Origin of the sequence: Methylobacterium hispanicum, from assembly GCF_022179285.1 — a bacterium.
In the GTDB taxonomy this organism is placed as follows: Bacteria; Pseudomonadota; Alphaproteobacteria; order Rhizobiales; family Beijerinckiaceae; genus Methylobacterium; species Methylobacterium hispanicum.
The window spans coordinates 251,451-274,684 of record NZ_BPQO01000005.1; the positions used below are offsets into that span (position 1 = coordinate 251,451).

The window sequence follows — 23,234 nt, forward strand, 5'->3', positions numbered from 1 at the left end:
ACGACGGCGCGCAGCGTCCGAATCCAGCAGCGGTATTGGGGATCGAGCCGCTTCGCGGCACTTCTCCCTCTGGGTCCCGGATCACCCGCCGCTGACGCTCCGGGCGTCCGGGAAAAGGGCGGAGACTTGCCGGAAGCAACGTGCCGGCTTCCGCATCACCCCTCTGCGTCGTCCCGGCCCGAGCGCTCGGCGAGCTTGGCCAGCGTCGTCAGCTCGCGGAACCACGCGCGCACGGGCTTGGCCGGCGTGCCGCCCCAGCGGCTGCCGGGAGGAACGTCGCGGTTGACGTTCGAGGAGCCGGCGATCTGCGAGCCGCGCCCGATGGTGAGATGGCCGACGACGCCGACCTGACCGCCGAGGACGACGTAGTCCTCCAGCGTGGTCGAGCCCGAGATCCCGACGCCCGAGACGATCACGCAGTGCCGGCCGATCACGACGTTGTGGGCGATCTGCACGAGGTTGTCGATCTTGGTCCCCTCCCCCACCACGGTGTCGCGGCTGGCGCCGCGGTCGATCGTGGTGTTGGCGCCGATCTCGACGTCGTCCTGCACGATGACGCGGCCGACCTGCGGCACCTTGAGGTGGCTGGCGCCCATGGCGAAGCCGAAGCCGTCCTGGCCGATGCGCGCGCCCGGATGCACGATCACCCGGTTGCCCATCAGGGTGTGGGTGAGGCTCGCGGACGCCCCGATCGAGCAGTCGCGCCCGACCCGGCAGCCGGGTCCGACCAGCGCGCCGGGACCGATCACCGAGCCCGCGCCGATCTCGGCGCCCGGCCCGATCACCGCGCCCGGATCGACCGTCACCCCCTCCTCCAGCCGCGCGTCCGGGTGGACGTGGGCGCCGGGCGCCACGCCGCGGGCGCCGAACTGCGAGCCGGGGCGCAGCGCGTCCGGGTGGAGGCGCCCGAGGAGGGCCGCGTAGGCGCGGTAGGGATCGCGCAGCACCAGCGCGACGGTGGCGGCGGGCACGCGGGCGGCGAAGCGCGGCGAGACGAGGCAGATCGCGGCCCGGGTCGCCGCCAGCGCGTCGCCGTAGCGGGCGTTGTCCATGTAGGCGAGATCGTGCGGGCCGGCGCGGTCGAGGGGCGCGGCGCCCGTCACGAGGCGGTCCGGGTCGGCGCCCGCGGGGAGCACGACGCCCGCCGCGTCGGCGACGGCCGCGAGGCTGAGACGGGTCTGGGAGACGAAGAACTGGGGGTCGGACATGCTCTGAACCGTGGTGCGGGCCGGCGCGCGCGAGGTCCCGTCCGCGGCGCCGCCGGGTCCGGCGGCGTATCGGGTCCTCAGGCGGGTGGAAAGGGGCACCAATATGACGAAAGGGCCGCCCCGGCTGACCGGGGCGGCCCTTTCTCGCGTCCGTTCGTGGGGCTCAGAAGCGCGAGCCGCCCGAGAAGCGGAAGGCCTGGATCTGATCCTTGCCGACCTTGCCGAGGAACGTGCCGTCCGCAGCGTAGACCTTCTGGCCCTCGTCCTTCGAGAGCGCGTAGGCGTAGTCGAAGCGGATCGGGCCGAGCGGCGAGTTCCAGAGGATCGAGGCGCCGATCGAGGAACGCAGCACCGCCTTGTCGCGGACGTTCAGGCACTCGGGCTCGACGCCGATCGACAGGGTGTTGAAGTTGCAGCCCGAGCCCGGCGCGAAGCCGTTGATCAGCGCGTCGCCGTTCACGTTGAACACGCGGCGGCCGTTGTAGCCGAACAGCGTGCCGGCGTCGGCGAAGACGGCGCCCTTCAGGCCGAGATCCTTCGGGATACCCCAGATCGGGAACTGCACCTCGACCGTACCGCCCACATAGGTCGAGCCGCCGACCGCGTTGGAGCGGGCGTCCGTCGTGCCGATGTCGCGCGGGCCGATGCCGTTCGGAGCGAAGCCGCGCACCAGCGACGGGCCGAGGAAGAACTGGTCGGTCAGGCGCAGCGGGTTGCCGTCGAGCGCCGAGATGTGACCGCCCTGGATGCGGACGAAGCCGACGACGTCCTCCCAGAGCTCCTTGTAGTAGCGAGCATCGCCGGTCACGCGGAAGAACTTCGAGTCGCCGCCGAGACCCGCGACGTCGGGCTTCAGCTCTGCGTAGAAGCCGTTGCGCGGCGCGCCGATGACGTCGAGCGTCGAGTAGGCGAGCGTGACGCCGGCCAGCGAGGTCAGCGTGTTGCCCTGCGAGCCCTTGAGCGCGATCGAGGCCTCGCCGTTGTAGGCGCAGTCCGGGTACTTCGCGAGGCCGCCGACGTTCTGCCCGTTGATGATGGTGCCGGCGGGCTGCAGCTCGGTCAGGCCCGGGATCGGCACAGAGCAGTCGTTGTAGGGCCGGCGGAGCGTGTTCGGCACCTTCAGCTCGGTGTTGTAGAGCGAGTAGCGCAGCGTGACGCCGAACTCCTCGGTGATCGGCAGGCCGAGGCGGAGCTGGCCGCCGTAGACCGTGGTCTCGTAGCGCGAGTACCGGGTCAGGTCGCTGTACTTGTAGAAGGCGTCGAAACCGGCGGCGAGCCGGTAGCCGAGGAAGTACGGCTCGGTGAACGAGAAGTCGACGCCGCGGGCGTACTGGCCGCCGGTGCCGGCGACGCGCACGTACTGGCCGCGGCCGAGGAAGTTCGACTCGGAGACCGAGACCTCGCCGATGATGCCGTCCTGGGTGGAGTAGCCGCCCGCGACGGAGAACGAGCCGGTGGGCTGATCCTCGACGTCGATGTTCACGATGACCCGGTCGGGCGAGGAGCCCGGCTCGTTCGAGAAGCGGACCTTCTTGAAGAAGCCCAGGCCGTTGAGCCGGCGCTCGGCCCGGTCGGTGAGCACGCGGTTGTAGGCGTCGCCCTCGCCGAAATCGAGCTCGCGACGGATGACGTAGTCGCGCGTGCGGGTGTTGCCGCGGACGTTGATGCGCTCGACGTAGACGCGCGGGCCGTCCTCGACCACGAAGCCGAGCGAGACCTGATGGGTGGCGCGGTCGCGCTGGCCGGTCGGACGGACCTGCGCGAAGGGGAAGCCCTGGCGGTTGACGTCGTTGGTCACGCCCGAGAGCGTCTTCTCGACGTCCTCGGCGTTGTAGACGTCGCCGACCTGGGCGCGCACCTCGTCCTGCAGGCGGCCGGTGTCGATGCCGGGCAGGCGCGAGTCGATCGCCACCGCGCCGACGCGGTACTGCTCGCCCTCGGCGACCGTGACGGTGATGACCCAGCCGCTCTTCTCCTCGCCCTCGACGTAGCGGGCGTCGGCGTTCACGACCTGGAAGTCGGCGTAGCCGTTGCGGAGGTAGTAGCGGCGGACGAGATCGAGGTCGTTGGCGATGCGGTCGGGATCGTAGACGTCCGAGGTCTTGACGAAGCTGAGCAGGTTCATCTCGGACGAGGTCATCAGACCCTTGAGCGTCCGCTCGGAATAGGCGCTGTTGCCGACGAAGTTGATCGAGACGATGCCGGTCTTGTCGCCCTCGTCGATCTGATAGATCACGTCGACGGTGCCGTTGGGCAGATCGACGGTGCGGTAGGTGACCTTGGCGGTGCCGCGGCCGGCGCGGCGGTAGACTTCCTTGATGCGCTGCAGGTCGGCGTTGACGACCGCCGGGCTGAAGGCGCCGCGGGACTTCGCCTCGATCTGACCCTCGAGGGTGGCCTTCTCGACCTTCTTGTTCCCCTCGAACACCACGCGATTGATGATGTTGTTCTCGCGCACCGTCACGACCGTGCGGCCGCCGCCCTGGGCGACCTTCACGTCCTGGAACATGCCGCTGGCGAGCAGGTTGCGCCGGGCCTCCTCGGCGGAGCCGGAGGCGGTGCCGGTGACGTAGGAGCGGATGGTGTCGGCATCGACCCGACGGTTGCCCTGGACGACGATCTGCTGCGCCTGGGCGGCGGTGCCCGCGAGCACGCCGGCCGTCGCGGCGACTAGGACGATGGTCCGCTTCACCGACTCGCGCCGGCGCTTCCCCGTCATCGACATCATGTAATCGCCCGTCCGCGTTGTTCTTTCGAGAGCGTGCTCTCGCCTGCCGACGAGCAGCCGTTGTCCGGCCATCCCGTCACCTGGTCCAAGCGTAGCTCTTAACGGGATTCCCCTGCCAAGCAAACGCCGCCGGGGCCTCTCGCCTGGGGAATTTGCCGGGTCGTGGCCTTCGCGCCACTTAACGCCGGACGGGTTCCGGGAAGGATCGCCGAACAGGGTAAACCGCACGTAAATGCCGGCCGCGGAAGGTCTTTCCGGGCCGGCACACGATCACGTCAACGATTCGCAAAGGCTCTTGCGGCGGCTCTTCGGGGGGTACGATACCCCTCGAAACCCGGACCCGATCGCGGCGCAAAGACGGCGATGGTGCGGTGCCGGGAGGGCGGCGTCCCGCCCGTGCGCCCTCAGGTGTTGCGGCCCCAGGAGGCGCCGAGGTTCAGGATGTCGTTCCAGGCCGCGAACAGCATCAGCATCAGAACGAGGGCGAGGCCGATGCGGAATCCGATCTCCTGTGCCCGCTCGCTCAGGGGACGCCCGCGCACCACCTCGAAGGCGTAGAACAGGAGGTGCCCGCCATCGAGCAGCGGCACGGGGAAAAGATTCAGCAGGCCGATCGAGACCGAGAGGAGCGCCACCAGCCCGACGAGGCCGCCGACGCCGCCGGTCTTGGCCACCTCGCCCGAGACCCGCGCGATGCCGATCGGCCCGGAGAGCTGGTCGGCCGATTCCCGGCCGGTGGCGAGCTTGCCGAGATACGAGAAGGTGCGCTCGACCACGAAGTAGGTCTCGTGCACGCCGAGGTTCAGGGAGGCCAGCGGGCCGTACTCGACGAGGCGCGCCTCGGAGCCGTTCGGCGAGCGGATGCCGAGCCGCCCGACCCGGTGGCGGCCGAAGGGCGTGCGGTCCTCGTGCACGCGCGGCGTCGCCGTGATGGTGCGCTCGGCGCCGTCGCGCTCGATCGTGAAGAGCAGGGTGTTGCCGGCGCTGCCCGTCACCGTGCGGTACATCGCGTTGAAGTCGCGCACCGGCTGGCCGTCGATGGCCTTGATCAGGTCGCCGGCCTCGAAGCCGGCCTCGGCCGCCGCGCTGTTCGGCTCGACGGCGGCGACGCGGGCCGGCAATTCGTAGCGGCCGCCGAGCCAGATCGCGCCCGCGAAGAGCAGGATGGCGAGCAGGAAGTTGGCGATGGGGCCCGCCGCCACGATCGCGGCGCGCTTGGCTACCGGCTGGGTCGGGAAGCTCGTCGCCCGCTCCTGGGGGCTCATCCGGGCGAGCGCCTCGGGGTCGGGCACGCTGGCCCCGTTCACGTCGCCGTGGAACTTCACGTAGCCGCCGAGCGGGATGGCGCAGAGCTTCCAGCGGGTGCCGCGCCGGTCGTTGAAGCCGACGAGTTCCGGCCCGAAGCCGATTGAGAAGGCGTGGACGCCGACGCCGCACCAGCGGCCCACCAGGAAATGGCCCATCTCGTGGACGAAGACCACGATGGTCAGCACGATCAGGAACGGGATCACCGCGCCGAAGAAGCCGGTGGCGGTGCCGCCCATCGCGTTCAGGAAGTCCATCTCGTCGATCCTCAAGACCTCGACCGGGCGCCGCGACGGCCGGACGGCCGTGCCGGCCGCGTGCGCTCTAGCAGATCGTGACGCTCGGGGGCCAACGCAAACCTGCGCGAGGGGGAGAGAGCGTCGCACGGCGCGCCGGCCTTGGCGAGCCCCCGCCCTCCGCTCTGCCCGCTATTCCCAAGGCGCCCCGCCCGGACGCAGCCTCAGGCGTGGCCGAGCAGGGTGAGCCAGGCGATGGTGGTCACGGGCGCGATCAGCGTGGAGACCAGCACCGAGGCCGCGATCAGGCCGGTCTCGGTCTTGTAGCGCACAGCCAGCAGGTAGGCGTTGATGCCGACCGGCATCGCGGCGAACAGCGTCGCCACGCCCGCATAGGCCGGCGGCATCGCGAAGACGTGGAAGGCCAGAAGCCAGACGGCGAGCGGGTGCAGCACGCATTTCAGCACCGCCACGGCGATCGCGCCCGGCAGGTCGAACATCACCCGGTAGCGGCGCAGGCCGGCGCCCAGCGCCACCAGCGCGCAGGTCGAGGCGGTGGCCGCGAACGCGTCGAGGATCGCCTTCACGGGTCCGCCGGGCGTCAGGTGCAGGACCTTCAGCGCCATGCCGACGAGGAGCGCGACGAAGATCGGATTCTTCAGGAGCACCAGGGCGAGGCCGCGCAGGCGCACCAGCAGCGGCTTGTCGCCCTCGGCCTCGAGCAGGAAGGTGGCAAACCCCATCATGATCGGCAGGTGGACGGCGAGCAGCAGGAAGAGCGGGAAGGCGCCCTCGTCGCCGTAGGCCTGCAGGATCATCGGCACGCCGACGAAGATCGTGTTGGACTGGCTCGCCGCGAAGCCGTGCAGGATCGCGCCCTGCCGGCCGATCCCCGTGCGCCGCATCGCGATCAGGGAGCCCGCGAGCCAGGACAGGCCGGCGCCGCCGAAATACGAGATCCAGTAGGACCACGCGATCTCGCCATCGAGGCCCGGCCGCGTCAGGGTGACGATGATCAGCGCCGGCACGGCCACGGCGAAGACGTACTCGGACAGGCCGTCGCTGACGCGGTCGGAGAGCAGGCCCGCCACGGCCGCCGCCCAGCCGATCAGGATGATCCCGAAGATCGGGACGATGATCGTGAGGGCGTGCACGGGCGGGTTCGGCTTCCGGGAGGCGAAGATCGGTCGCGCGCATACCATGTTCCGGCCGGGCCACACGGGGCGTGCGGCGCATGGCGCGTCTGCAACCTGACAGAACCGTCCGCCTGACCCCATTTCGGCCCGGATCCTGCGGGACAGGCCGGCTCCGGCTATGATCCACCGATGACCACGATCGCGATCGATTTCGAGACGGCCAACGAGCGGCGCGACAGCGCCTGCGCGGTCGGCCTCGCCTGGATCGAGCACAGGCGCGTGGTCCGGCGGGAATCGCGGCTGATCCGGCCGCCGGAGCTGCGCTTCGCGCCCGGCAACATCCGGGTCCACGGCATCCTGCCGGCGGACGTGCGGGATCGACCCGGCTTCGCCGCGGTGATGGCGGAGTTCATGCCCGACCTCGCGGCCGGCACGATCCTGGCGCACAACGCCAGCTTCGACATCGGCGTGCTGCGCGCATCGCTCCACGCCTGCGGGCAGGCGGCGCCGCCGCTGGCCTATCTGTGCACCGTGCAGGTGGCCCGGCGCGTCTTCCCGGATCCCGCCGGCTGCGGGCTCGCCAAGGTCGCGGGCCGCCTCGGGATCCGGTTCAGCCACCACGACGCGGGCGACGACGCCTATGCCTGCGCCGAGATCGCGCTCGCGGCGATGCGCGAGACGGAGACGGTGGACATCGCGGGCCTGAGCCGCGCCATCGCCCTGCCGCTCACCCGGATCGACGGCGGCCCTCCCCCACCGCCGCGCCCGCCGCGCGGGCCGATCGCCGAGCGGGCGCTGCGGACGTTCCGGCCGGCGGAGCCCGCACGCCCGCGCTTCGCCGTCCGGGGCAGCACCGGCAACCGCTACGAGGTCACGCTGGACGAGCGGGCGGGCGCCTTGAGCCTGCGCTGCACCTGCATGGCCGGTCGCCACGGGATGCGCTGCCGCCACGTGAAGGCGCTCGCGGTCGGCGACGTGACGGACCTGCTCTCGGACAACGCGGCGGATCTGGCGCGGGTGCTGGGGCTGCTGGCGGCGGTGCCGTAGTTCACGCGGTCTAAACCGGGAAGGCCGTGATCAAGCGGATCGGGCCGGTGCTGCCATGGTTTAGCATCCAACTGGTTCTGATCGTCGGTGCGCGGCCGTCGGGCGTGTGGAGTGGCCCATCCACCTCGAAGTGGATGCCCCACTCGTCGGCCCAAGTTTCGCGAATCAGATTCTCGATTGCGTGCTCTCGAAGGGCGGAGGCCAAGCCTTCCGGCTGGTCCGGATCGAAGCCGAAGCGAACAAAGAACGCCGCCTTCGCAGCGGCTTCTGGACCATTATCAAAACAGAGGAGATAGCGGGTGATCTTGAGCAGCGGGACATCGACCCGGCTCAGCACCCTGTCGGACGCCATAGATGCCTACCGCAGAGCGGTTAGATCTTCGGCCCGCACTGTCAGGACAGCCTGCACGGGATCGACGAACTCCACGATGCAGGCCTGTCCGCCACCGAGGATCTCGACCACGGTGCCGGCCGCGCCTGCCGGGACCCGCGTGCCGTCCCGCGCCTGCCGCTCAGCCCGCAAGCGAGCCCTGCCGAGAAAGGACAGGGCTCCGGACTTGGTCAGGATGTCTGGCTCGTTCGTCATGCCCCCAAGATGAGCCGACGAACGCCCACCGGCAAGGGCGCCCCGTCAGGCCGCCTGCTTCCCCGCCGTGCCGTAGAAGGTGCCACCATCCCGGGCCATCGCCAGGACGTTCTCCGGCACGCTGAAGCGGGCGCCGTGCTTGGCCTCGAGCGACTGGGCGAGCGCCACGAAGGTCTGCGCGCCCATGAAGTCGATGTAGGAGAGCGCCCCCCCGGTGAACGGCGCGAAGCCGAAACCGAGGATCGAGCCGACATCGGCCTCGCGCGGATCGACCACCACGCCCTCGCCCACCGTGCGGGCGGCCTCCAGCGCCTGGACCACGAGCAGGCGGTGCTTCAGCTCGGCGAAATCGACCGCGTCCGGATCGAGATGCGTCGGCTGAAGATCCTTCAGGCCCGGCCAGAGGCGCTTCGGGGCGCCCTCCGGATAGTCGTAGAAGCCCTTGCGGTTCTTGCGCCCGAGCCGGCCCTGGTTCTCCACCAGCTCGACCAGGAGCTGCTTCTGGCCGGGATCGACCGCGTCGGGCCCGAGCTGCGCCTCGGTGGCCCGGGCGATCTTGAGTCCGAGATCCAGCGCGACCTCGTCGTTGAGCGAGAGCGGGCCCACCGGCATGCCGGCCTGTCGGCCCGCGCTCTCGATCATCGCGGGCGGGACGCCCTCCAAGAGCATCTTGTGGCCCTCGAGCAGGTAGGCCGTGACGCAGCGGTTGGCGAAGAAGCCGCGGGAATCGTTGACCACGATCGGCGTCTTCTTCACGGCGCGGACGTAGTCGAGCGCGGTCGCCACCGCCCGGTCGCCGGTGGCGCGGCCGCGGATGATCTCGACCAGCATCATCTTCTCGACGGGCGAGAAGAAGTGGATGCCCACGAACTGCTCGGGCCGGGCGCTCGCCTCGGCGAGGCCGCTGATCGGCAGCGTCGAGGTGTTCGAGGCGAAGATGGCATCCGGGCCGATCGCGGCCTCGACCTGACGGATCACCTCGGCCTTGACCTTCGGATCCTCGAACACCGCCTCGATGACCAGTTCGCAATCCCTGAGGTCGGCGTAGTCGGCCGAGGTCGTGATGCGCGCGAGCAGCGCCTCGCGGTCGGCCGTCTTGGCGCGGCCCCGGTTGATCTGGTCGGTGACGAGCTTGTGGGCGTAGGCCTTGCCCTTCTCGGCCGCCTCGATCGACTGGTCGATCAGCACCACGTCGAGCCCGGCATTGGCCGAGACGTAGGCGACGCCCGCGCCCATGAAGCCGGCGCCGACCACGCCGACCCGCTTCAGGGCGGTGGGCGGCACGTCCTTGGGCCGGCGCGCGCCCTTGTTGAGCTCGCCCATCGAGATGAACAGGGTGCGGATCATCGCCTGCGCCTCGCTGGTGCGCAGGATCATCGCGAAGTACCGGCTCTCGACCTTGAGGGCGAGGTCCATCGGCAGCTGCAGGCCCTCGTAGACCGAGGCCAGGATCGCCTTGGCGGCCGGATAGTTGTCGTGCGTCTCGCGACGGTAGATCGCGTTGGCGGGCGGCCAGATCATCATGCCGGCCGGCGAGTAGACCTTGCCGGACGGCGCCTTGAACTTCGGCACGTCCCAGGGCGCTACGGCCGAGCCGCCGCCGAGAATCCACGCCTTGGCCTGGGCGACGATCTCGTCCTTCGGCGCGACGGCGTGGACGAGACCCATGCCCTTGGCCATCTGCGGCCGGATCTGCTCGCCCTTGAACAGCATCTGCAGGGCGTCGCCCGTCTGCATCAGGCGCGCGACGCGCTGGGTGCCGCCGCCGCCCGGGAACAGGCCGACCTTGATCTCCGGCAGGCCGACGCGGGTCTTGGGATCGTCCGAGGCGACGCGGTGATGGCAGGCCAGCGCCAGCTCGAAGGCGCCGCCGAGGCAGATGCCGCTGATCGCGGCCGCGAAGGGCTTGCCGCAGGTCTCGAGCCGCCGGAACAGCAGCGAGAGGCGGCGCGATTCCTCGAAGAAGCGGACCATCGCCGCCTCCTCGCCCGCCGTCGCCCGCAGCTCCTCGTAGGCGCGGCCGAGACCCTGCAGCATGGTCAGGTCGGCGCCGCCGGAGAAGTTGTCCTTGCCCGAGGTGATGACGCAACCTTTGATCGCAGCATCTTCAGATACAATCTGGACGATCTGGGCCAGATCATCCATCACCCCCTCGGTGATGACGTTCATCGAGCGGCCCGGCATGTCCCAGGTCGCCAGCGCGACGCCGTCGGCATCGGTCTCGAAGCGGAAGTTCTTCAGATCCATCTCACGTCCTCGCGTCTGGCAGGGGCGGGTCTTAAGGTTTCGGTGAGGTTGCCGGGCCATGGTCGCGGCCGGGGGCACGAGAGAAAAACTGTGCCATGAAGACTGCCCAAGCCTGCCGTGCCTGCCGGGACGGCGCGGAGCTCGACTTCGCCTTCACCATGGCGTTCCAGCCGATCCTCGACCTCCGGGCCGGCACGGTCTGGGGCTACGAGGCGCTGGTGCGCGGGCCCGAGGGCCAGGGCGCCGGCACGATCCTCGACCGGGTGACGGACGAGACCCGCTACCGCTTCGACCAAGCGGCTCGGGTGAAGGCGATCGAGCTGGCCGGCCGTTTGTTCCCGCGCGGCGGGGCGGAGCGGCTGTCCATCAACTTCATGCCGAACGCGGTCTACGAACCCAACGCCTGCATCCGCGCCTCGCTGGAGGCGGCCCGCCGCGTCGGCTTCGGGCACGAGCGCATCATGTTCGAGTTCACCGAGAACGAGCGCTTTCGCGACACCGCGCACGTCCGGAATATCGTTTCCGCCTACCGGCGCCAGGGCTTCTTGACGGCGCTCGACGATTTCGGGGCCGGCTTCGCGGGCCTCTCCCTGCTCGCGAACTTCCGGCCGGACCTCATCAAGATCGACATGGACCTGCTGCGCGGCATCGACGCGGATGCCGGACGTCAGGCCATCGTCGCCGGCCTGATCGCGATCGCGCGGGCGCTCGGCGTCACGGTGCTCGCCGAGGGCGTCGAGACCGCGGCGGAGTGCGAGACCCTGCGCGGGCTCGGCGTCGGCCTGTTCCAGGGCTATCATTTCGCCAAGCCCCTCCTCGAAGGCCTGCCGGCGGTTGCGGGCTTCCGGGTCGATCCGGCTGCCGCGATGGTGGCGTGAGATCCGCACCCGCCGGCCTTCCACGGCCTACTTGGCGGGCGCCGGGGCCGGGCTCGGCGCCGCGGCGGGCGGGCTGCCGGGCTGCGGGCCCTCGCCGCCGGCGGCGGCGACCGCCAGCATGTTGAGCAGCTTCGTCACCGAGCCCTGCGAGATCGCCGTCACGCTGGAGGACGGGTCGGCGTTGAGGGCCTGGAACTTCTGGTAGGTCTTGTCGTCGTAGATCTCGTTGAGGTGCTTCAGCTCGGTGAGACTGAACTTGCCGGCATATTCCTTGGAGAGACCCTCGACCATCACCTCGCGCTGGCGGTCGAACTCGGCGTTGAGTTCCTTGCGCACGGCGTCGGCCTTCTGGTCGGGCATCGCCGCCACGGTCTTCTCCAGGGCCGCGCCGAAGCCGGTCTGCAGGTTCTTGATCAGGGTCTTCGAGACGAGGGTCTTGGCCTCCGCGATCTTGTCGGCAGCCTCGTCGGCGCGCGCGGCGAGCGGCAGCGCGAGGGCGGTCGTCAGGCAGAGGGTGGCGATGAGGCGCGTCATCTGAAGCGTTTCTCCCATGAGGCTTCGGTTCCGCCTTGCTCGGCGGTCGCGTCGGCCTCTAGCAGCGTTTGGCACGCGAGGGGAGCGGCCGGCCCGGCCGCTCCCGCGACCGTCAGACGCGCTCGATGATGGTGGCGGTGCCCATGCCGGCGCCGATGCAGAGCGTGACCAGAGCCCGCTCCTTGCCGGTGCGCTCCAACTCGTCCAGCACCGTGCCCAGGATCATCGCGCCGGTGGCGCCGAGCGGGTGGCCGAGCGCGATGGCGCCGCCGTTGACGTTGACCTTCGCCGGGTCGAGGTCGAAGGCCTGCTGGAAGCGCAGCACCACCGAGGCGAAGGCCTCGTTGATCTCGAACAGGTCGATGTCCGCGACGCTCATCCCGGCCCGGGCGAGCACCTTGTGGGTCACGTCCACGGGCCCGGTCAGCATCAGGGCGGGGTCGGAGCCGATGTTGGCGAAGGCCCGGATGCGGGCGCGGGGGCGCAGGCCCGCCGCGTCGCCCGCCTCGCGCGAGCCGATCAGCACGGCCGCGGCGCCGTCCACGATGCCCGACGAGTTGCCCGCGTGGTGGACGTGGTCCACCGCCTCGACATCCGGGTGCGCGTCGGTCGCCACCGCGTCGAAGCCGCCCATCTGGCCCATCTGCACGAAGGAGGCCTTCAAGGAGGCCAGCGACTGCATGTCGGTGGAGGGCCGCATGTGCTCGTCGCGGTCGAGCAGCGTGATGCCGTTGACGTCCTTGACCGGGACGACGGCATTGCGGAACAGCCCCTCCTCCCACGACCTGGCGGCGCGCTTCTGGGATTCGACCGCGTAGGCGTCGCAATCGGTGCGGGAGAAGCCGTACTTCGTGGCGATGAGGTCGGCCGAGACGCCCTGGGGCATGAAGTAGGATTTCACCGCGATGGCCGGATCCACCGGCCAGGCCCCGCCGGAGGCGCCGAGGCCGACGCGGCTCATCGATTCCACCCCGCCGCCGACCGTCATGTCGTGCTGGCCGGCCATCACCTGGGCGGCGGCGAAATTCACCGCGTCGAGGCCCGAGGCGCAGAAGCGGTTGATCTGCACGCCCGGCACGTGGGTGCCGTAATCGGCAACGAGGGCGGCGGCGCGGGCGATGTCGCCGCCGGCCTCGCCGACGGGATCGACGCAGCCGAGCACCACGTCGTCCACCCGCTTCGTGTCGAGGGCGTTGCGCTCCTTGAGCGCGCGGAGCGCCGTCTCGGCGAGGCGCAAAGCCGTCACCTCGTGCAGCGCGCCGTCGGGCTTGCCGCGGCCGCGGGGCGTGCGGACGTGGTCGAAGATGTAGGCCTCGGGCATCTGATTCTCCTTGCACCGCCCCGCTCACGAGCAGGTCTCGGCGCCTCTTGGCACAGGTGCGGGCAGCGCCCGCCCGATCTCTTCAGATCTCGATGTCGCCGAGGCGGCGGTCGAGTTCGGCGACGTGGGCGCGCCAGGCATCCCCGTTCGCCGTGTCGGCCCACAGCTCCGCGAGTTCCGAGCCGTCATCCGTCACGCGGGCGAGCGCCGCGCGGGCCTGGCCGATCAGGCGGACGCCATCGTTGCGCAGAACGATCCGCCGGTCGAGAGCACCGTCGCTGTCGAACGATCCCATGCCCCAGCTGCCCATCGGCCGGGATCCCGTCAGAAGGCCTCGGCGGAGAGCGCCATCGTCGTGTCCGAGCCGGCCTTGATCCGCGCGAACCGCAGGGACGTCTCGGGCAGCATCCGCTCCATGTAGAAGCGGCCGGTGACGAGCTTGGCCTCCATGCGGGCATCGCCGGACTTGGCGGAGGCCGCCTTGGCGATGCGCGCCCACATGTAGCCGATCGCCACGAGGCCGAGGAGGTGCATGTAGTCGGTCGCCCCCGCGCCCGCGTTGTCGGGCTTGGCCATCGCGTTCTGCATGAACCACATGGTGGCGCCCTGCAGGTCGTTGAGCGCGGCCTGGAGCGGGGTGCAGAAGGGCTTCAGCGCCTCGGTCTCGTTGTGGTCCTTGATGAAGGTCTGGACCTCGCCGAGGAAGGTCATCATCGCCCGGCCGCCGTCGCGGGGGAGCTTGCGGCCGATCAGGTCCATGGCCTGGATGCCGTTGGCGCCCTCGTAGATCATGGCGATGCGGGCGTCGCGCACGAACTGCGACATGCCCCATTCCTCGACGTAGCCGTGCCCGCCGAACATCTGCTGCGCCTCGACCGCGTTGGCGAAGCCGCGATCGGTCAGCACGCCCTTCACCACCGGGGTCATCAGGCCGAGCTGGTCGTCCGCGGCCTGGCGCTGCTTCGCATCCTCCGAGCGGTGGACGATGTCGGATTGCAGCGCGGTCCAGAGAACCAGCGCGCGGGCGCCCTCGTTGAAGGCGCGGATGCCCATCAGGGTCCGGCGCACGTCCGGATGGACGATGATCGGGTCGGCGGCCTTGTCGGGCGCCTTGGCGCCGGTCAGCGCGCGGCCCTGGAGCCGGTCCTTCGCGTAGGCCACCGCATTCTGGTAGGCGACCTCGGACTGGCCGAGGCCCTGGACGCCGACCGCGAGGCGGGCCTCGTTCATCATCACGAACATCGCGTTGAGGCCGCGGTTGGCCTCGCCGACGAGCCAGCCCTTGGCCCCGTCGTAGTTCATCACGCAGGTCGAGTTCCCGTGGATGCCCATCTTGTGCTCGAGCGAGCCGCAGGAGACGCCGTTGCGCTCGCCCACGGAGCCGTCCGGATTCACTAGGAACTTCGGCACCACGAAGAGCGAGATGCCCTTCGTGCCGGCGGGCGCGCCCTCGATCCGGGCGATGACGAGGTGGACGATATTCTCGGAGAGGTCGTGCTCGCCCGCCGAGATGAAGATCTTGGTGCCGGTGAGGCTGTAGGAGCCGTCCGCGTTCGGCACCGCCTTGGTCTTGAGCAGCCCGAGATCCGTGCCGCAATGCGGCTCGGTGAGGTTCATGGTGCCGGTCCAGCCACCCGCGACCATGTTGGGGATGTAGGTCCGCTTCTGCTCCTCGGAGCCGTGCACGAGGAGCGCGGCGACGGCGCCCTGCGTCAGGCCCGGATACATGCCGAGCGCGAGGTTGGCGCCGGAGACGAATTCCTGCATCGCGGTGTTGAGGGTGTGGGGCAGGCCCTGGCCGCCGAACTCCTCGGGTACGGAAAGCCCCATCCAGCCGCCCTGCGCGTAGGCGTCGTAGGCTTGACGGAAGCCCTTCGGGGTCGTGACCGAGCCGTCCGGATGCCGGGTGCAGCCCTCGAGGTCGCCCGCGCGGTTGACCGGGGCGAACACCGTTTCGGCGAGCTTGGCGCCCTCTCCCAGCACCGCCTCGACCACGTCCGGCGAGGCCTCGGCGAAGCCCGCGAGATTCGCGTGGTTGTGGAAGCCGAGCACGTCGTTGAGGAGGAACAGGGTGTCCTCGACGGGGGCGCGATAGCTCGGCATGTGCTCTCCTCCGATGGCGACTTGCGATGGCGGCTTACAGGGTCGAACCGAACCCCTGCCGCTCGATAGTTCATATCTAAACTATCTGGCCGCCGGGCCGCAAGGGGTGGCGGCTGACAACCGGTCCGAACCTGTCGCACGGTTCACGTTTCCGGGACCTCGATCAGGAACCGCTCGACGGTCTGGCAGACCACGATGTCGGGCCCGAGCCTCTCCACGAGCCCCGCCGGAACGTGGGCGTGCCACACGAAGTGGTAGCTCCGGAACCAGCGCGCGAACCACCACGACATCCGGCCCTGGTGGACTTCGGCGGGTCCGCAATAGGAGTTTCCGAGCACCAGGAGGCTGGCGTCGATCGGCGCGTCCGGATTCCGCCACGACTGGCTGAAGCCGACATGCCCGCCCGGCGCCGGCCTGTGGAATGTCAGCTCCGCGCGGCCGAAGGCGAAACCGGGCGCGCCCGGATCCGTCTCCCGGCGCAGGTCGAGGATCGGCACGCCGAAGAATCGGAGCGCCAGATCGCCGGATGCCGCCCGCCGCGTGCCGAAGTCCGGCTCGGGGCCGGCCGGCAGGCCGAGATGTTCGAGGATCGCCCGGAACGCCGTCCAGGTGCCGTAGGGCGAGAGGTGCGAGTCGGTCTTCAGCACCGTCTCGGCGGGATCCCGCACGTTTCCGAGGGCGTGCCGGGCCGAGACGTAGCAGGCGGCGGCTCCGGGCTCATGCCGAAGCCCGGCCTCGATGCCGCGCAGGATCGCCCCGGGCGTCCGCACGGGATGCGGGAACAGGTGCGGCAGAAGGGTCAGCGTCTCCGGAAGGATCACCTGGGCGTAGCGGGCGCCCGCCGCCTCGAGGCGCGCGCGCCTTCGCGCCATCAGCGCGACCCACGCTGCCGCGAGCGCACGCGGGCGGGGGTCGTCGTCGGTGCGGGCGTACTCCTCCAACAGCCGATTGCGGCCGCCGACGAGAAAGATCTGGCCGTCCCGCCCGAGCAGCGCGGCCCCGTCCCCCGAGCGGGTGCCGACCGGCACGAGCAACGGCGCCAGGGCACGCGAGGGGTCGCTCACCGGCTCGCCGGCCGTCCGGTCGAAGAGCGCCCGCGCCCGGCCCAGCGTGCCCGCCGCCGACAGGCCGGGATGGTTCGCGGCGCCCTCCCCCAGCAGGGCGCGCAATCGCTCCAGCGTGGCCGCGTGGGCGGGCTCGGGGAGCGCGGCGACGTGGTCGAGAAAGTCGAGCGCCGCGCGCGCGCGAAGCGCCTCGGCGAGATCGGGCGCCAGCGGGATGCGGGCGAGCGGTCGTCCGTCCCGCATCAGGTGGACGGTGAGGTCGCCGGAGGCCAGATCGCGCGCGACGTGGCCGCCGTCCACATGGACGGCGAAGCTCAGGCGCGCGCCGTCCGGGCCGACGGGCGCGATCGCCACCGTGAGCCCGACCCGCAGCCCGACGCGGTAGACGCCGATCACGGGCGTCGCGCGGTCGGCCCAGACGTCGGCCCGGACCCAGCCCGTCAGGTCGTCGCCCGGCCAGGCGCCCTCGACCGCGCCGATCCGCTCCGCCTCGAGGCCGCGGCGGCGCCAAGCCCGATACAATCGACGCCCGCCCGCCTCCAGGGCGGTGAGCAGTCTTCGCGGCCGGATGAGATCGGGGAGACGGGAGAGCATCTGAGATGGATCGGGCGCGTGCAGCATTTCGTCCGGCGGCGTACGAGCCGCAGCGGTCTTAACCGGGTGTTTACCAAGAAAGTTAATGGTCCGTGCTCGAAGACCCGCATGCCCCGCCCGATCCGCGCACGACGCACGGATCGGGAGGACCAGCTGCCGCACGCCGTTCGAGGCAGGCCAGGATGACACGCACCGCGAAGCCGGATTTCCACAGCTTCGATCCCGACGTGCTCGAAGCGGCTCGCGACGTCGCGCGCAGGGCGGGCATTCCCCTCGAGGAATGGATCGCCCGGAACGTGCCCCAGGGCGGCCCGCGCCGCCGCCGCCCCGGCGACCAGCCCCGCAAGGCGGAGCGGGCGGCCGAGGAAGCCGGGCGCTTCCGGCCCGGCCGTCCCCAGGGGGCCGCCGACACGCGCCGGCCCTTCGCGGCGGGGGACGCCGACGAGGGCGCGCTCGCGGCCCTGATGGCCCGCCTCGACGGGCTGGACCGCAACCTCGCCGACGAGCGGCGCGCGGCCGAGACCGCGGCGAGCCGGCGCCTGGAGGAGATCGAGCACCGCCTGACGCGCGCGCTCGATGCCGGCGCGGCGCCCGTCGAGAAGGTCACCGAGCGCCTCGGCGACATCGAGCGGCGGATGTCCGAACTCGGCGACAAGGTCGCCGCCGCGCGTCCCTATCCGCGCCGCGGCCGCGGCCCGGCGGAGATGCGCGAGGCGGTCGAGGAGATCCGGCAGCGCCAGCGCGCGCTGGGCGAGCACCCCGTGCAGCCCCGCCGCGCCGCGGATGAGCCCAACGTCGTCGCGGGCATGCGCCGGGACCTCGCGCGGCGACTCGATGCCGGCCTGCACGAGGACCTGATGATCGACACCGCCGAGGCGGTGTCCCAGTTGCAGCGCGAGACCCTGCGCCTGCGCGAATCGATCGGCGGCCTCGCCACCAGCCGCGACGTCGGTGCGCTGGAGCAGGCGATGATCTCGCTCGCGACCAACGTCGAGCGGGCCCAGCCCTCGGCGGATCTCGTCGCCATCACGGCCCCGATCGAGTCGATCCGCGAGCATGTCGAGCGTCTGGCCGGCGAAGTCGCCGACAACGTGCACGGCCGCGTGGCCGACGAGGTGACGCGCCTCGCAGCGCGCCTCGACAGCGTCGCCGCCGCGGGCCCGGGCTCGGACGGGCGCGCGCTCGACACCCTGTTCCAGGAACTCGACGAGATCCGCCGCCTGCTCGGCACCCTGGCCGGGCCGGAGCGGATCCAGAGCCTCGCCCAGGGGATGCAGGCGATCAGCGCCCAGATCGCGCAGCTCCAGGAAGCCGCCAGGGAAGCCGCGAAGGCCGACGACAGCGCGACCCTGCGCCCGCTCCTCGAGGAGATCCGCAGCGGCCTCGGCGCCCCGGCTCCGGCCGCCTTCATCGATCAGATGCGGGCGATGGCCACGAAGCTCGACGCGCTCCACGAGCGGGCGGGCGGCCAGGATCCCGCCGAGTCGCGCAGGATCCTCGGCCGCATCGACGCGCTGGCCGACAAGGTGGAGCAGGCGAGCACCCGGCCCGTCGACGACCTGATCGGCCGTCTCGAAGGGCTGAGCGACAGGCTCGGCGAACAACTCGGCGAACGGGCGGGAGAGGGCCGGGGCGACGGCCTGCGCGGAGGCGCGCTGACGGGCGACGCGTTCGCCTCGATCCAGGCCATGCTCAGCAACCTCGCCGAGAAGGTGGACCGTGTCGGCGACCGGGCGGGCGACCGCGCCGGCTCGGACGGGCTCGACGCGCTGGAGAAGCAGGTTCTCACCCTCGCCAAGCGCCTCGAGTCCCGCGGCGCCGATCCGGCGCTGACGAGCCTTGAGCGCAGCATGGGCGACCTGCTGGCCCAGGTTGCCGCCCTGCGCGAGCAGGCGCCCGACGCGGACGCACTCGAGCGCGCGGCCCGCGAGGCGGTCTCCGCCGGCCTGGCCGACCGCGCGGGTCCGCAGGACCGTGGCGAGATCGGCCTGCTGCGGGCGGGCCTCGCCGACCTGCAGGCCCGGCAGAGCGCCTCCGACCAGCGCCTCGGCGCGATGCTCGACGGCGTCCAGTCGGCCCTCGACCGCCTGATGAGCCGCCTCGACCCGGCCGCCGAGCCGGGCAGCGCCCTCGCGGCGGGCCCGCGTCCGCCGAGCCTGGACGAGCAGCTGATGGCCTCCACGGCCGCCGACCTCGCCCGGGGCGAGGCCGAGCGCCGCCGCCGCCCGGAGATGAAGCGGGCGGCGCCCGCCGCGCATCCCAGCGACGAGTTGCTCGAACCCGGCGCGGGCCGGCCGCAGCGCGAGGTCCAGGGCCGCACCCTGCCGGAGGCCGGACCACGGCCGGCCCGCGGCCTGCGTGAGGAGCCGGCCGCTGGCGACGACGGCGCCGGAGACATCAAGACGAGCTTCATCGCCGCGGCCCGGCGCGCCGCGCAGGCGGCCCAGGCGGAACTCGCGAGCGAGGCGGCGAGCGAGCGGCGCGACCTGCGCCTCGGCGCCCGGCTCGAGAAGCCCGGGATCCCGGGAGCGGCGCCGGCCGGCGGACGCTTGGCGCGGCTGCGCGCCGAGATCGATCGCCGCCGCCGTCCGATCCTGCTCGGCCTGGCGGCGATCGTGCTGGCGCTCGGGGCCCTGCAGGCGATCGGCACCCACATGGCCGAGCCCGATCCCTCGATCCCGGCCCCGCGCGCGGCCGCCGCCCCCGAGCCCGCCCGGAGCGAGGCGACGGCGGAGGCTGCCAAACCCGAGGCCCCGAAGCCCGAGGCCCCGAAGCCCGAGGCGTCGAAGTCCGAGGTCCCGAAGTCCGCGGCGTCGAGCGCCGAGCGGGCCGCCGAGGCGCCGAAGACCGCGCTCGCGGACCCGCTGACCACGCAGGCGATCCCGTCCGACCCGGCCGCCCCGCCCGCCCCCGGCCGCGCCCGCTCCGGACCGCCCCGGATCTCGGCGGCCGTCAGCCTCTCGGGCGACCTCTCGGGCCTGCCCGCCGGCCTCGCCAAGCTGCGCCAGGCGGTCCTCGACGGCGACGGCGCGGCCGCGTGGGAACTCGCCGCGCGCGCCGCGGACGGCCGCGGCCTGACTCGCGACCTCGCGCTCGCCGCCAAGCTGTTCGAGAAGCTGGCCTCCGCCGGCTACGCCCCGGCCCAGTACAAGCTCGGCGGCCACTACGAGAAGGGCTCGGGCGTGGTGCGCGACCTCGCCCAGGCCAAGCTCTGGTACGGCCGCGCGGCCGAGCAGGGCCATGCCCGCTCCATGCACAACCTTGCGGTGATCTACGCCGAGAGCCCGGGCGCCAACGGCAAGCCGGACTACGCCTCGGCGGCCTCGTGGTTCAGGCAGGGCGCCGAGTACGGCCTGCGCGACAGCCAGTACAACCTTGGCGTGCTCTACGCCCGCGGCCTCGGGCTCGGCCAGGATCTGGTGCAGTCCTACGTCTGGTTCTCGGCCGCCGCCGCGCAGGGCGACGAGGACGCGGGGCGCAAGCGCGACGACGTCGCCAACAAGCTCGGCCCGGCCGATCTCGCCAGCGCCAAGACGCTGGCGGCCACCTTCAAGCCGCGCAAGCTCGATCCGGTGGTGAACGAGCCGCCGCAGGCGCCGGAGGGGGGCGGGGCGATGACGCTGCTCGGCGCGCCCGCGCCCAGCGCGCCCGCCTTCACCCCGGCCTCGCGCGCCCGCGGTGTCTGACGGGGCGGGTCGCCGCATGCGGGAACCCCTCCCGGCGGCATCCGTATAACGCTTGGCCGTGCGGCTCGCGCCGCACGGTCCCGTCGCGGCCATGTCGGCCGCGATCTTGCCGCGGCCCCGCCGGTCCGCGGACGGCGGCCGAGCGGAGGGTGAATGGCGCGCCTGAATCCGGTCCCGATGGGGGCTGTCATCCTCGGCGTGGCCGGGCTGATCCCCTTCCTCGGCTTCGCCGCCCTGTCGGTCGCGGGCAACGACGGCGGGCTCGGCACGCTGGGCCTGAGCCCGCGCACGATCCTCTCGGCCTACGGCGCGGTCATCGCCTCCTTCCTCGGCGGGATCCGCTGGGGCGCGGCCGCCGCGCGCAACGCCGGCAGCGGCGACTACCTGCTGGCGATCGTGCCCTCGCTGGTCGCCTGGGCGGCGCTCGCCGCCCCCGCCCCCTGGGACCTGCGCATCCTCGGCGTCCTCGTCCTGGCCTGGGGCCTGGTCGATCAGGACATGCCCCGGCGCGGTATCGTTCCGCGCTGGCTCGGGCGGCTGCGGCTGGTCCTCTCGGGCGTCGCCGGCGCGGCGCTCCTCGTGGCCGCCTGAGCGATCCTTCGCCGATCCGTGCCGCCCGCCCGCCGGGCCCGTTGCATTCGCCCGCGCGCGACCGCATATCGCCTCCGCGTTTTTTCGGGCCGGTCCGGCTCGGTCGCGATGGAGGCGCTGCGGTGAGCGAGACGGTGGAGCGACACGAATTCGGTGCCGAGGTCGGGCGCCTGCTCGACCTCGTGGTGCACGCCCTCTACTCCGACCGCGAGATCTTCCTGCGCGAGCTGGTGGCCAACGCCGCCGACGCGATGGACCGGCGCCGCTTCGAGGCCCTGACCTCGGCCGCCAGCGCCCTGCCGCCCGACGCGAAGGTGCGCATCGCCCCCGACAAGACGGCGCGCACGCTCACCGTCTCGGATGCCGGCATCGGCATGACCCGCGAGGACCTGGCGCAGAACCTCGGCACCATCGCGCGCTCGGGCACGCGGGCCTTCTCGCAGACGCTGGAGAGCGCCCGGGCCGAGGACCGGCCGAGCCTGATCGGCCAGTTCGGCGTCGGCTTCTACTCCGCCTTCATGGTGGCCGACCGCGTCACCGTCACGTCGCGCCGCGCGGGCGCGGAGGAGGCCTGGACCTGGGCGTCCGAGGGCCAGGGCAGCTACACGCTGGAGCGCGCCGAGAGACCTGAGCCCGGCACCGACATCGTGCTCCACCTCAAGGCCGACGCGGACGAGTACCTAGAGCCCTACCGGCTCGATCACCTCGTGCGGAAATGGGCCGATTTCATCACCGTGCCGATCGCGATCGTCCAGGACGGGCGCGACGAGGCGGCCAACCAGGGCACCGCCCTGTGGCGCAAGCCGCGGAGCGAGGTCACGCCCGAGCAGTACGAGGCGTTCTACCGCTCCGTCGGCATGAACTTCGACAAGCCCTGGGCGACCCTGCACTGGCGGGCGGAGGGACAGCTCGAGTTCTCGGCGCTGCTCTTCGTGCCCGGCATGAAGCCCTTCCAGGCGCTGGAGAACGAGCGGCAGAGCAAGGTGCGGCTGCACGTGCGCCGCATGTTCATCACCGACGAGGCGGAGTTGCTGCCGCCCTGGCTGCGCTTCGTCCAGGGCGTGGTCGACACCGAGGACCTGCCCCTCAACGTCTCGCGCGAGATGCTGCAATCGACGCCGGCGCTGGCCCGCATCCGGCGCGCCGTCACCGGCCGCGTCCTCTCAGAACTCGCGACCCGCGCGAAGGATGGAGCGGAGTACCAGAGCTTCTGGGAGAATTTCGGCCCCGTCCTGAAGGAAGGCATCTACGAGGACCACGAGCGCCGCGAGGAGATCGCGCCGCTGCTGCGCTTCCGCTCCTCGGCCGTCGAAGGCTGGACGAGCCTGCCCGACTACGTCGCCCGCATGAAGGACGGCCAGGAGGCGATCTACTACCTCGTCGCCGACGACGCCGAGGCACTCGGATCCTCGCCCCAGCTCGAGGGCTTCCGGGCTCGCGGGCTGGAGGTGCTTCTCCTGTCCGACCATGTCGACGCCTTCTGGCCCGAGGCGCTCGCGCGCTTCGCCGACAAGCCGCTGCAATCCGTCACGCAGGGCGGCCTCGACCTCTCGAAGTTCCCCGCCGCGGGTGAGGCCGAGGCGGCGCCCGCCGGGATCGACGTGCTCGTGGCGGCGATCAAGGCGGCTCTGGGGAGCGACGTCGCGGACGTGCGCACCACCGACCGTCTGGTCGACAGCGCGGTCGTGCTCTCGGCCGGCAGCGGCCCGGACCTGCAGATGCAGCGCCTCCTGCGCCGCGCCGGCCGCGGCGGCGGCCAGGCGGTTCTGGAGATCAACCCGCGCCATCCCCTGATCCGCGCGCTCGCCGAGGGCGAGGCCGAGGCCGTGCCTGCGGCCGCGGGCACCCTCCTCGATCTGGCGCGAATCCAGGATGGGGACATTCCACGCGATCCCGTGGCCTTCGCCCGGACGATCACCGCCGCGCTCGCCGCGGAGCGGGGAGCCTGATCCGAGCGGTCCTGCGGCTGG

General features: G+C 71.7%; 17 protein-coding genes. 5 read left to right on the forward strand and 12 right to left on the reverse strand.

The window, feature by feature from the left end:
• Positions 1-155 precede the first annotated feature (155 nt).
• The 4 genes from lpxD to MFF56_RS08150 all read right to left on the reverse strand — a co-directional run bounded on the left by lpxD (position 156) and on the right by MFF56_RS08150 (position 6,631).
• Positions 156-1,208 carry a UDP-3-O-(3-hydroxymyristoyl)glucosamine N-acyltransferase gene (gene lpxD / locus MFF56_RS08135; protein ID WP_066920980.1) on the reverse strand — a complete coding sequence of 351 codons (1,053 nt, stop codon included), beginning with the start codon at positions 1,206-1,208 and terminating at the stop codon, positions 156-158.
• A 163-nt stretch (positions 1,209-1,371) separates the two neighbouring features.
• Positions 1,372-3,936 (reverse strand): outer membrane protein assembly factor BamA, encoded by a 2,565-nt coding sequence (bamA, locus tag MFF56_RS08140; RefSeq protein ID WP_066920978.1) that lies wholly within the window; start codon positions 3,934-3,936, stop codon positions 1,372-1,374.
• 404 nt (positions 3,937-4,340) lie between these two features.
• A complete protein-coding gene (rseP, locus tag MFF56_RS08145) occupies positions 4,341-5,498 on the reverse strand; it encodes an RIP metalloprotease RseP (RefSeq protein ID WP_066920977.1) in 1,158 nt (385 codons plus the stop codon).
• A gap of 203 nt (positions 5,499-5,701) precedes the next feature.
• Complete coding sequence (locus MFF56_RS08150; protein WP_066920990.1) at positions 5,702-6,631, reverse strand: AEC family transporter; 930 nt, start codon at positions 6,629-6,631, stop codon at positions 5,702-5,704.
• Positions 6,632-6,802: 171 nt separating this feature from the next.
• Here MFF56_RS08150 and MFF56_RS08155 point away from each other — a divergent pair, with 171 nt between their 5' ends.
• Positions 6,803-7,660: a 3'-5' exonuclease gene (locus MFF56_RS08155; protein ID WP_066920975.1), complete on the forward strand. Its 858-nt coding sequence runs from the start codon at positions 6,803-6,805 to the stop codon at positions 7,658-7,660.
• A gap of 10 nt (positions 7,661-7,670) precedes the next feature.
• Here the strand turns inward: MFF56_RS08155 and MFF56_RS08160 are convergent, their stop codons facing one another.
• The 3 genes from MFF56_RS08160 to MFF56_RS08170 are packed head-to-tail and all read right to left on the reverse strand — an operon-like array spanning position 7,671 to position 10,493.
• Positions 7,671-8,012 carry a DUF6883 domain-containing protein gene (locus tag MFF56_RS08160; RefSeq protein ID WP_066920972.1) on the reverse strand — a complete coding sequence of 114 codons (342 nt, stop codon included), beginning with the start codon at positions 8,010-8,012 and terminating at the stop codon, positions 7,671-7,673.
• A 6-nt stretch (positions 8,013-8,018) separates the two neighbouring features.
• Positions 8,019-8,246, reverse strand: coding sequence for a DUF4926 domain-containing protein (locus MFF56_RS08165; RefSeq protein WP_066920970.1), 228 nt, complete (start codon positions 8,244-8,246; stop codon positions 8,019-8,021).
• A gap of 45 nt (positions 8,247-8,291) precedes the next feature.
• Positions 8,292-10,493 carry a 3-hydroxyacyl-CoA dehydrogenase NAD-binding domain-containing protein gene (locus tag MFF56_RS08170; protein WP_066920968.1) on the reverse strand — a complete coding sequence of 734 codons (2,202 nt, stop codon included), beginning with the start codon at positions 10,491-10,493 and terminating at the stop codon, positions 8,292-8,294.
• Between the two features lie 95 nt (positions 10,494-10,588).
• On the opposite strand from MFF56_RS08170, the gene MFF56_RS08175 reads away from it, so the two are divergent.
• Positions 10,589-11,371, forward strand: a complete 783-nt coding sequence (locus tag MFF56_RS08175; protein ID WP_238229919.1) for an EAL domain-containing protein — start codon at positions 10,589-10,591, stop codon at positions 11,369-11,371.
• Between the two features lie 27 nt (positions 11,372-11,398).
• On the opposite strand, the gene MFF56_RS08180 is transcribed toward MFF56_RS08175, so the two are convergent.
• From MFF56_RS08180 to MFF56_RS08200, 5 genes are all read right to left on the reverse strand, one after another.
• Complete coding sequence (locus MFF56_RS08180; RefSeq protein ID WP_238229920.1) at positions 11,399-11,905, reverse strand: DUF2059 domain-containing protein; 507 nt, start codon at positions 11,903-11,905, stop codon at positions 11,399-11,401.
• A gap of 112 nt (positions 11,906-12,017) precedes the next feature.
• The gene (locus MFF56_RS08185) at positions 12,018-13,226 is read right to left on the reverse strand and encodes an acetyl-CoA C-acetyltransferase (RefSeq protein WP_066921580.1); all 1,209 of its coding nucleotides are present in this window, start codon (positions 13,224-13,226) and stop codon (positions 12,018-12,020) included.
• A gap of 82 nt (positions 13,227-13,308) precedes the next feature.
• Positions 13,309-13,536 carry a DUF4259 domain-containing protein gene (locus MFF56_RS08190; RefSeq protein WP_066921582.1) on the reverse strand — a complete coding sequence of 76 codons (228 nt, stop codon included), beginning with the start codon at positions 13,534-13,536 and terminating at the stop codon, positions 13,309-13,311.
• Between the two features lie 14 nt (positions 13,537-13,550).
• Entirely contained in the window at positions 13,551-15,329 is a 1,779-nt protein-coding gene (locus MFF56_RS08195; protein ID WP_066921584.1) for an acyl-CoA dehydrogenase C-terminal domain-containing protein, read from the reverse strand.
• Positions 15,330-15,472: 143 nt separating this feature from the next.
• On the reverse strand, positions 15,473-16,987 hold the full coding sequence (locus MFF56_RS08200; protein WP_066921586.1) for an alginate O-acetyltransferase AlgX-related protein: 1,515 nt from the start codon (positions 16,985-16,987) through the stop codon (positions 15,473-15,475).
• 182 nt (positions 16,988-17,169) lie between these two features.
• Between MFF56_RS08200 and MFF56_RS08205 the strand changes: the two genes are divergently transcribed.
• The 3 genes from MFF56_RS08205 to htpG all read left to right on the forward strand — a co-directional run bounded on the left by MFF56_RS08205 (position 17,170) and on the right by htpG (position 23,213).
• Complete coding sequence (locus MFF56_RS08205) at positions 17,170-20,673, forward strand: hypothetical protein (RefSeq protein WP_238229921.1); 3,504 nt, start codon at positions 17,170-17,172, stop codon at positions 20,671-20,673.
• 153 nt (positions 20,674-20,826) lie between these two features.
• Complete coding sequence (locus MFF56_RS08210; protein WP_066925955.1) at positions 20,827-21,264, forward strand: DUF3429 domain-containing protein; 438 nt, start codon at positions 20,827-20,829, stop codon at positions 21,262-21,264.
• A 122-nt stretch (positions 21,265-21,386) separates the two neighbouring features.
• Entirely contained in the window at positions 21,387-23,213 is a 1,827-nt protein-coding gene (htpG, locus tag MFF56_RS08215; protein WP_066925957.1) for a molecular chaperone HtpG, read from the forward strand.
• Positions 23,214-23,234: the final 21 nt, after the last annotated feature.